Origin of the sequence: Planktotalea sp. (assembly GCF_050633725.1) — a bacterium.
GTDB lineage: Bacteria > Pseudomonadota > Alphaproteobacteria > Rhodobacterales > Rhodobacteraceae > Planktotalea.
On sequence record NZ_JBOEHB010000019.1, the window covers coordinates 153831 to 162716 of the forward strand.

The window sequence follows — 8886 nt, forward strand, 5'->3', positions numbered from 1 at the left end:
CTCTTAGGAGTTTATGTAGCCAGCCTCGCGATTGCATGGGCGGCACTTTGCTTGCGCGTTCACAGTGTGATGAGATCGCCGTTAAAGTCGATCAATGTAACGCGGGTCACATCGCTTTCCCGAATTATCTCTTGGATTTGTTCACGTGGGGCCATCACCATCGCTGTGGACATACTGTCCGCCAATGTCGCTGTTGGCGCTTCGACGGATACGGTGGACCATTGTGGGTGCGCTTTTGCATGAACAATATGCCCCACTTTTCCAACTGGAGTCGCCAGCGGACTGGACGTCGCGATAGCGCCATCGTTCAATGTTCGGCTGCCCATATGCCCATGCTTCGGGTCGTGAATGCCCAACCGCCATGAGCCGCCGATACCGCGATGTTCGCCGATATTTACCAAAACGTCCGAGAAACCATGCGCAATCAAAATATCACTTACCTGATCAGTGGCATAGCCCTGAGCGATGCCATTGAAAGTCAGTGCCTGACCAGCATCCAGCGTTACCTGTTGCGCATCAAACTTTACGCGATCCCAACCAATCGTTTCAAAATAGTCTGTCGGATTGCGATGTTGTGCGATGCCGCGCCAAAGCTGTTGCACACTAGGGTCAAACAATCCGCTTGTCAGGTGATAGGCCCGATCCGCCGCGCGCATCACCGCGAGGAGCTGAGGGTCTGGTGCCAAGAGAACCCCGTTTCTATTGAGATGAGACAGTGCTGATTTGGGATCGAAAAGGCTAAAGAGGCTTTCAATGTCCCGCAGCGCTGCACGGGCTTGAGAAAGGCCACTTTGTACCTGAGCGTGTTCCCCGCGGATTGTGATCGAAACTTCTGCACCGAATGCATGTCCTTGCCAGATCTCAGCGTGCGCCGCGCTGGGCAAAGCGGCTGATGCGGCAGCGATTTTAAGAAACCGGCGGCGGGTAAGTGTCATTTTGCGGCCATCCCTAACTTGCGTCCTTTAGCGGCCAGGATCAAAGGCACACATTGTGCCTCATCATCGTGGATCGTAACGCAATCAAGACATTGGAAACACTCTGAATACTGAATTTCTCCGGTCTTCTTAATCGCGCCGTAGCTGCACTTCACTTTGCACAACTGGCAGGGGGAGCCACATTCAGCGCGCCGCTCGATCCATTTGCGCCCACGCAGAAGACCACCAATTGCCATGACCGCGCCCAATGGGCAAACATAGCGGCAGAAGCCTTTGAACAGAACCATCGACACGAGCAAAAGCCCAACGGCGTAAGCTACGTAGTACCATTCGCGGATAAAGAAGGTGGTGATCGCGGTCTTGAATGGTTCGACTTCAATCGCTTTGTCCAACCGAGCAGGGGCCGTGAACAACAGCAACACCATAGCAGCTAGGATTATGTATTTCAGCCATTTCAGCCGATCATCCCAAGCGGGCGGAACGTCGATTTGGGGTAGGCGTAACAAACGCCCGACGTGGTGGGCGAATTCTTGTAGCGCGCCAAAAGGACAGAGCCATCCGCAAAACAGCCCGCGCCCCCACAGGACAAATCCTAGGATCGTGACGCCCCAAATTGCCAGAGAGAACGGATCATATAGAAGGAACGCATAAGAGCCACCATCCAACGCCGTTCGGGCAACCGCCAAAGGCGTGGCAATGGACAGCTGGCCTTGTCCCCACCAACCAACAAAGGTCGTGACAAAGGCTAAAATGACAAGGCGGATAGGGGTGAAATAGGGATGCCCCGCAAGTCGATTTAACCCAAATCCAAGCAACGCGACCAGTCCGACGAGAAACGTGCCAAGCAGGATCAGATCGCCTTGCCTATTGCGCAGAGCATCTACCCAAGGGGGCGTTGGCTTGACCGGCTCAACCCGCGAAAAAAAGCGTTCAGGTGTGGAGTGGACCATTTCCAGACTGGCAGAGCCGATTTCGGGTTGGAAGGATCCGTGTTCGCGCAAGGCTTTGATCCGCAATGTCCATTCCGCCGCAGGATCAAAGCCCAGACGCCGGTCTGTGCGCAAGATCAGCGCCGCGCCATCGTGCAGTGCCTCGGGGAGATCATCATTGAGCTCTACGTATATATCTGAATCGCGAAACGCGATGGGAAAGCCGCCTTGCTCTGCGCTGATCAGATCGGGCGAAGTGTTGCGCACGAAGTCTTCGGTCACCAACCCATGGCGCGCTGTTTCAATAACCAGCACCGGTTCATCGGTGGTTGAGATCGACATGAATTCTTGCAGCTCGGCAAAGCCATCTTCGCTAAGAACTGCTTTGGCGATGGCGGGTGCCCCAAGATCAACAACCCAAAGGTCCAAAAAGGGTTCATCCGGAAAATCTTTGGCATCTGGGTCGTCGTCTTCCCAAAGTGTGCCTTCAAATTCTGCATCCATCTCGTGGTTCAGGACTATCTTGCGCTGCGCGATGCCCTGTTCCACCAAATCGTCCCATCTCAGGTCCTCGGCATGCTCCATGTTGGGGAAGGACGGCGGGCCTGTAGAAATGCCATTCATCTTTTCGCGCGCAACCTTCAAAGCCGCGGCCAAAATGCTTTCATGAGCAATGCGCACCGAGGCGGTGCCTTTGGTGACACCATCAAGATAGACCAATGCGGAGCCATCGCTTCCGGCGCCATAAGGCGAGCCAACGACAAGCGTGTCGGAAATCGAATGTCCGCGATATTGTTTGAAAAAGTCATAAAACAGCTTTTCTGGCAGGCCTGACACAAAGATCGGTTCATTGTGCGAAATCAACTGTACGTCCAGAAAACTGCCATCCAGCGCCAGAACAACCAGCATGTTAATCGAGGCCCCTGAAAAGCCGGGCAGGGGGGCCATTGGTTCTGTTTCAAAAACATACCCTGCCTCTGCACCCCCCGAATTGAGCAGTTGCCAGACGCCCTCATCGTTGAGCCGTTCTCCAAGCTCCATAGGAGGAACGATGTAGGGCGCAATCACTTCGCGCGACAACGGCTCAGCGATAGCGTAGAGGGCTGCCCCAATCCACAACGCCGCTGCAATCACCAATGTGCGAAGTGCTTTTGCTCCCGTCATGGAAAAACCGTATGCGGCTATCTGATTTCGATGTATTCGACCATGGTAGAAGGTGCCTATCTTTTTGCTTGGGCTTCTAGGATTCTTCATGTCACGTTGCGGCCATGCCTCGCTTGTCTTCAGCCCCTCAAATGTTGCATGTTGTTGTGTCCCTCACAGGGCTTGTTTTGCTGTGGTCCTTCTCGGCGTGGCTCGGATCGGACCCTACGATTCTACCGTCTCCTGGCGCGGTTTGGCAGTTGATGGTGGCGGAGACACAATCAGGTGAACTGCCTCGGCATATGTGGGCGACGTTCAGACGGGTGTTGCTGGCTTTTTCATTGGCGATGGTCTTTGGTTTGTTCATCGGACTTGCCTTGGGGCGAAGCGCTCGTTTGAACCAATGGTTTAGCACTTGGCTGGTGGTCTTTCTGAACATCCCCGCACTGGTTGTGATTGTCCTGTGTTACCTGTGGATTGGATTGAACGAAGTCGCTGCCATCACCGCTGTCGCGTTGAACAAAACAGCAATGGTCGCCGTGAGCATCAGAGAGGGTGTCCACGCTCTTAATCCTTGGCTGTCTGAAATGGCGCGCGCCTTTCGGATGAGCCGCTTGACTGAGTTGCGCCACGTTACCTTGCCGCAACTCTGGCCCTATATTGCGTCAAGTATGCGCAATGGGCTGGCGATCATTTGGAAAATTGTTCTGGTGGTGGAGTTTCTAGGGCGGAGTGATGGTGTCGGGTTTCAGATACATCTCTACTTTCAGCTCTTTGAGACCGGGTATGTACTTGCCTATGCGCTGAGTTTTGTCGTGGTGATGCTTGTTATCGAATATGGCGTTATCGGCGTGCTCGAACGTCGCGCAGTGCGGTGGCGCGCCACGACTTAGAACAGAAAGTGACAACCGAGTGTGTCGCGCAGGGCCGCGATCAATTGATCCAAAGTTTCGGCGCTCGTATAGGTGCCCCCGGTCCGATCTGCCAAGCAGCGCGCCACGCTTTCTGAAACGTTGTAGTCATTGTCCCTGTCGCGATCCCACGAAAAGAATGAACCACGTACCTTAAAGCCAATCACATGAACGGTGGTGTCTAGCCCTTCATTGGCGAGACGTGTGGCCAACATACAAGGTTGGCCGCCGCAGGTTTCCTTGCCGTCCGTTACCAAAACAATGGCCGCAGGACGGTTCTCATAGTCTAACGCATCTGCTGCGAGTTTGACGGCATCCGTAAGCGGGGTGCTGCCACCCGGCTCAAGGTTGTCTACGGCATCAATTACAGGCTTGGCCGCATTCGCCATCGGTAGAAAACGAACATCGAGACCAGAGCATTCATCGACCCCTTTGGGCCCGTAAATGACCAGCCCAAGGCGTCGATTTTCGGCTATTTCCGGTACGGTTTTGGAGATCGCTTGGCGCGCTTCGAAAATCCGCGGTTCATTGATGTCATTAAACCCCATTTCAGCCATGGAGCCGGAGCCATCAAAAACAATCATCGCGTCATCCGCGCAATTGTCCGTTGCACCAGCGCTGGTGGCGAAAAATGCGGAGACAAGAAGCAAACTAAAAGTGCGCATGCAAAAACGTGGCATAGGATCCGATCTTAGTCCAGAGATTAAGCAAGTATCCATTTGCGTGGCCGACCCCACCGGGCTGTGAATAAACAGAGCTTCACTGAATCGGCTCTTTTGCATCTGTTTGCTGTTCTAAAAGGCTGAGTAACTTCCACATCAAACAGATGGAATTTTCGGGGGGCAGGTCATTGGCATGCAATCCTCACTTGTCTGAAAGCATGTAAGGACTGTGAAAGGCGCAAATACAAATCAAGCTGCTCAAGCAGTGCGCTAAGCGGTTGATTTTGAGGAGGCTTTGGCAGGGGCTGAGGGACTCGAACCCACGACCCTCGGTTTTGGAGACCGATGCTCTACCAACTGAGCTAAACCCCTAAAGCCTCGGCACGTTTACGGCGCTGAGTTTGGCATTGCAAGTGCAAAACTGTGCTCTGTGGGCACTGTTTTTGTCGCGAGGCAAAAGATGGCTTCGCTTCAGGGCATGGCTTTATCGCTTCGCAAAATTAGTGCAGGTTCCTCAAATGAAGTTAAGAGCGGCAAAAACATCGGATGCATCCAGCCTCGCGGCGATTTCGCTAGAGGTCTGGATCGGAACTTATTTGAAGCGGGGCGTTGATGCTTTTTTCGCAGATTACGCTCTGAACACATTTACCAAGGCCAATTTCGAAGAGCTGATCAACTCTGCGAAAGAAGAGATCACAGTGGCGGAAATCGAACAAGGGATCGCTGGCTTTTCACGCCTGACACTCGACTCTGAAGCGCCGATTGAAACCCACCATAAGGCCGAAATTTCAACGCTTTACGTGCAACCGCGCCATCAAGGAAAGGGCTTTGGAAAAGCGCTGTTGCTGGCCTGCTTTGGGCAATGTCAAAACCATGGCAATCCATCTGTTTGGCTGGTGACCAACGCGGAAAACTCGCCCGCGATCGCGTTCTATTTGGCGTGTGGGTTTGAAAAGATCGGCGAAACGCAGTTTACCATTCAAGATCAAGGATATCTCAACAATGTATATGCGCGCAGGATAGGTGAGGGCGGGGAGCCACGAAAATAGCACGTCTGAGTAACACAAACGCAAGCTGTCTTGAAACCGCCGCACTCTGCGCGTATGTGGTCACCAACCTCGATTGATGAAAGTCCGACAATGGCCACGAATCCGCTCCAGTATGTTCAGCAAGTCCGCTCCGAAGTTGCTAAGGTCGTTTGGCCGACGCGCCGCGAAGTTGCGCTTACAACAGTGATGGTTTTCATCATGGCGGCTCTAACGGCCGTGTTTTTCGCGGTGATTGATCTGATTATCCGCTCTGGCCTGACTGGTGTGCTCGGCTTCTTCGGCTGAACCGCGCCTCTACAGCGTTTTCGGAAAATCCACGCAAGCCCTTGAATTGCTCGGCGGGCGGATGTATTGCGCTTCCATTCCCCAAATTTACTGCGCATTGAAACGAACAGCGCAGCGAATTTGTGTTTTGGAATGCGTCTTTCTCGGGCCTTGGTGGTCTCAGAAAATTGGAAATTCGAACCCGCTGGGTTCAAGCAAGGAAAATGGCTGATGGCGAAGCGTTGGTATTCGGTAAGCGTTCTTTCAAACTTTGAAAAGAAGATCGCTGAGCAGATCAGAACCTCAACCATTGAGAATGGCCTTGAGGATGACATCGAAGAAGTGCTGGTTCCGACCGAAGAGGTGATCGAAGTTCGCCGCGGTAAGAAAGTAACTTCCGAGCGCCGCTTTATGCCAGGTTATGTTCTGGTGCGCATGGAGATGTCTGATCAGGGGTATCACTTGATCAACTCAATTAACCGCGTGACTGGCTTTCTTGGCCCACAAGGTCGCCCAATGCCGATGCGCGATGCTGAGGTTGAAGCAATCCTTGGCCGCGTCGCTGAAGGCGAAGATGCGCCACGTACACTGATCCACTTTGAAGTGGGTGAGAAGGTCAAGGTCAACGACGGTCCGTTCGAAGACTTCGATGGTATGGTTGAAGAGGTTGATGACGAGAACCAGCGCCTTAAGGTTACGGTCTCCATCTTTGGCCGTGAAACTCCAGTTGAGCTGGAGTTCACTCAAGTGACCAAACAGGTGTAAGAAACACTTGACGTCGCGGATTTGCACATAGTTGCAACGACAGTAAAGTAGATTTTTAGACTGCGCATCGACAGAAATGTCGGTGCGCAGTTCGCGTTTCGGGGGAATGAAATGCCTCGAAAGATCTAATTTCCTCAGAAAATCACGCCAATTTTTGGGAAATTCGGGGTTTTGCGGCGAAATCATCAACATTTTGCGAATCAGGCATTGACGCTTTAGGCGGATACACGCCTAAATGTAGCCACGAGCACAACATACAGCGATCAGTAGAAAATCGCGGACATGACTTGGGGGGAAACATGATTGTCAAATTCTTGAAAGACCATTTGCCGTGGCTGGCTCCATCGGCAGCAATTGTCTTTGCAGCATCAGGCTTTTTTGATCGTTCATCTGGCACATCAGAGACCGCGCAGCCGGTTGCAACGGCGCTTGCGCAAAACGAGTTGAGTGATTTTAGCAAAGGTTCAAATTTCAATGCGCAGGCACAAGCCGACGTTGTTACGCGCCTAAGTACGGTGACGGGATCGTCGCTTGAGTTGCTCAAGCCTAAACCAGCAGCGCAATTGGAAGTGGCGGTTGCCCGCGCGATTGAGCCGAAAGCTGCGGAGGTCGTGGCACCGACCCCTGTTCCCGTAAAAGAAGAAAAGCGTGTTGCCGCCCTTCAAACAACAGAAAACGCGAATGCGTTTTTTGCTGATGCTCAGGCGAAACTGGCCGCGCAGAAATCATGCGTCGGAGACCTGCGCGCCTTTGCCGAGCAAGCGCGGGTTTATTTCCCGGCAGGCGGTCTAAATGCAGATATTGGTGGGATGGAGCAAGCACGTTTGCTTGGTTCTTTGACGCAAACCTGCAAAGGCGTGAAAATTGTTGTTGAGGGACATTCTGATCCATCAGGTAATGCAGAGGTTAACCTGCGTCTTAGCAAAAAGCGCGCCGAGCATGTGATCCAGCGCTTGGGGGCCTCTGGCTTTGATACGTCCAACTTCATTGCGCAGGGGCTCGGCAGCCAGAAGCCGTCAAAAGTGATCGGACCGAAGTCCTCTGCCTTTTATGATCGCCGCGTAGAATTTGTGATCATCGAAACCGGCTCTGATACGGGATTTGTGAATGCGCCAGCGACGAATACGGCTTGGGCTTCTTCCGATTGTGTCGCCGATCTGCGCAACGCCATTTCGAACACACAGATCTTCTATGCACCGCGCTCCGTGGCCGCGAAACCAAGCGAGGTTAGCGTCGCGCTTGAGCTTGCGTCAAAAGCAATGGCCTGCCCAAATGCGCGTTTGCGGGTTATAGGCCAGCATTCTGATGCATTGCGCGCAGGAGAAAGCCACGCGACAGGACGCTTGCGTGCCAAGGCTCTTATGGCTGTTCTTGTCGGACAAGGAATCGATTCGGGGCAGATCATTATTGCAGCGCCCTCGCGTTCAAAAGAGACTGCATCGCTCAGCGGAAGCCGCTTGGACTTTGATATTATCGTTGAATGATCAAATTAGCCTCTGATGAGTGGCGGCTCTTCTAAAAGCCGTTAAAAATATAAAGAAAAGCAGGCTTTCGGCCTGCTTTTCGCGTTTTACATTTTGATGGCGGGGCGTTATTTCGCCCCAAGCAGCGCGAATCCACAGGGAATGCGGGTTTGTGTTGTCGTTCAGTACTTGAACTAAAAGGCGTTGCGGTGTACGCGACGCGCTCTACACCGTCCTGTTGGGCGGTATTTTGTGTGGGAGGGGCGCAAGGCGCGCTTTGCAATCCAGACCACGCCAACATGTTGCTTGAAGGATCGCGATCCTCTGGGCGTTGAATTAGGAGAAGCCACATGGCTAAGAAGCTCGCTGGTACGATGAAGCTGCAGGTTCCTGCAGGTAAAGCGAACCCATCCCCACCCGTCGGCCCTGCATTGGGTCAGCGCGGCATTAACATCATGGAATTCTGTAAAGCGTTTAACGCAAAAACAGCGGACCTTGAGCCAGGCGCACCATGCCCGACGGTTATCACATACTATCAGGACAAGTCCTTCTCCATGGACATCAAGACGCCACCAGCGTCCTACTTCCTGAAAAAAGCTGCCAAGCTTTCCTCTGGCGCGAAACTTCCTGGCCGTGAAACTGTTGGCTCTGTCACAGTTGCTCAGGTTAAAGAAATCGCAGAAGCGAAAATGAAAGATCTGAACGCGAACGATATGGAAGCGGCAATGCAGATCATTCTGGGCTCTGCCCGTTCTATGGGCATTG

The 8886-nt window shown here is 52.9% G+C and carries 9 protein-coding genes and 1 tRNA gene; 6 read left to right on the forward strand and 4 right to left on the reverse strand.

Going from position 1 to position 8886, the window contains the following annotated elements:
- Positions 1–59 precede the first annotated feature (59 nt).
- Positions 60–935, reverse strand: a complete 876-nt coding sequence (locus ACRBCU_RS15585; protein WP_431366315.1) for an FAD:protein FMN transferase — start codon at positions 933–935, stop codon at positions 60–62.
- Entirely contained in the window at positions 932–3028 is a 2097-nt protein-coding gene (locus tag ACRBCU_RS15590; RefSeq protein WP_431366316.1) for a 4Fe-4S binding protein, read from the reverse strand. The genes ACRBCU_RS15585 and ACRBCU_RS15590 overlap by 4 nt, the downstream gene beginning before the upstream one ends.
- A 104-nt stretch (positions 3029–3132) precedes the next feature.
- Between ACRBCU_RS15590 and ACRBCU_RS15595 the strand changes: the two genes are divergently transcribed.
- Positions 3133–3900, forward strand: a complete 768-nt coding sequence (locus ACRBCU_RS15595; protein ID WP_431366317.1) for an ABC transporter permease — start codon at positions 3133–3135, stop codon at positions 3898–3900.
- Here ACRBCU_RS15595 and ACRBCU_RS15600 read toward each other — a convergent pair.
- Positions 3897–4598: a vWA domain-containing protein gene (locus ACRBCU_RS15600; RefSeq protein WP_431366318.1), complete on the reverse strand. Its 702-nt coding sequence runs from the start codon at positions 4596–4598 to the stop codon at positions 3897–3899. The genes ACRBCU_RS15595 and ACRBCU_RS15600 overlap by 4 nt on opposite strands.
- Positions 4599–4876: 278 nt before the next feature.
- Positions 4877–4952: transfer RNA gene (locus tag ACRBCU_RS15605), tRNA-Trp, on the reverse strand.
- A 146-nt stretch (positions 4953–5098) separates the two neighbouring features.
- Between ACRBCU_RS15605 and ACRBCU_RS15610 the strand changes: the two genes are divergently transcribed.
- The 5 genes from ACRBCU_RS15610 to rplK form a co-directional block, all read left to right on the forward strand.
- Complete coding sequence (locus ACRBCU_RS15610) at positions 5099–5629, forward strand: N-acetyltransferase family protein (RefSeq protein WP_431366319.1); 531 nt, start codon at positions 5099–5101, stop codon at positions 5627–5629.
- Positions 5630–5719: 90 nt separating this feature from the next.
- Entirely contained in the window at positions 5720–5914 is a 195-nt protein-coding gene (gene secE / locus ACRBCU_RS15615) for a preprotein translocase subunit SecE (protein WP_431366320.1), read from the forward strand.
- 210 nt (positions 5915–6124) lie between these two features.
- Positions 6125–6658, forward strand: coding sequence for a transcription termination/antitermination protein NusG (gene nusG, locus ACRBCU_RS15620; protein WP_431366321.1), 534 nt, complete (start codon positions 6125–6127; stop codon positions 6656–6658).
- A 299-nt stretch (positions 6659–6957) separates the two neighbouring features.
- The gene (locus tag ACRBCU_RS15625; RefSeq protein ID WP_431366322.1) at positions 6958–8142 is read left to right on the forward strand and encodes an OmpA family protein; all 1185 of its coding nucleotides are present in this window, start codon (positions 6958–6960) and stop codon (positions 8140–8142) included.
- Between the two features lie 329 nt (positions 8143–8471).
- Positions 8472–8886, forward strand: a 415-nt coding sequence (gene rplK, locus ACRBCU_RS15630; RefSeq protein WP_431366323.1) for a 50S ribosomal protein L11, incomplete at its 3' end; no start/stop codon positions are given.

What these genes read in the sequence shown, in the direction of transcription:
- ACRBCU_RS15590 (WP_431366316.1), bottom strand. Translation starts at nt 3,028, where the DNA reads ATGACGGGAGCAAAAGCACTTCGCACATTGGTGATTGCAGCGGCGTTG.
- nusG (WP_431366321.1), top strand. Translation starts at nt 6,125, where the DNA reads ATGGCGAAGCGTTGGTATTCGGTAAGCGTTCTTTCAAACTTTGAAAAG.
- ACRBCU_RS15600 (WP_431366318.1), bottom strand. Translation starts at nt 4,598, where the DNA reads ATGCCACGTTTTTGCATGCGCACTTTTAGTTTGCTTCTTGTCTCCGCA.
- ACRBCU_RS15610 (WP_431366319.1), top strand. Translation starts at nt 5,099, where the DNA reads ATGAAGTTAAGAGCGGCAAAAACATCGGATGCATCCAGCCTCGCGGCG.
- ACRBCU_RS15595 (WP_431366317.1), top strand. Translation starts at nt 3,133, where the DNA reads ATGCCTCGCTTGTCTTCAGCCCCTCAAATGTTGCATGTTGTTGTGTCC.
- ACRBCU_RS15625 (WP_431366322.1), top strand. Translation starts at nt 6,958, where the DNA reads ATGATTGTCAAATTCTTGAAAGACCATTTGCCGTGGCTGGCTCCATCG.
- ACRBCU_RS15585 (WP_431366315.1), bottom strand. Translation starts at nt 935, where the DNA reads ATGACACTTACCCGCCGCCGGTTTCTTAAAATCGCTGCCGCATCAGCC.
- secE (WP_431366320.1), top strand. Translation starts at nt 5,720, where the DNA reads ATGGCCACGAATCCGCTCCAGTATGTTCAGCAAGTCCGCTCCGAAGTT.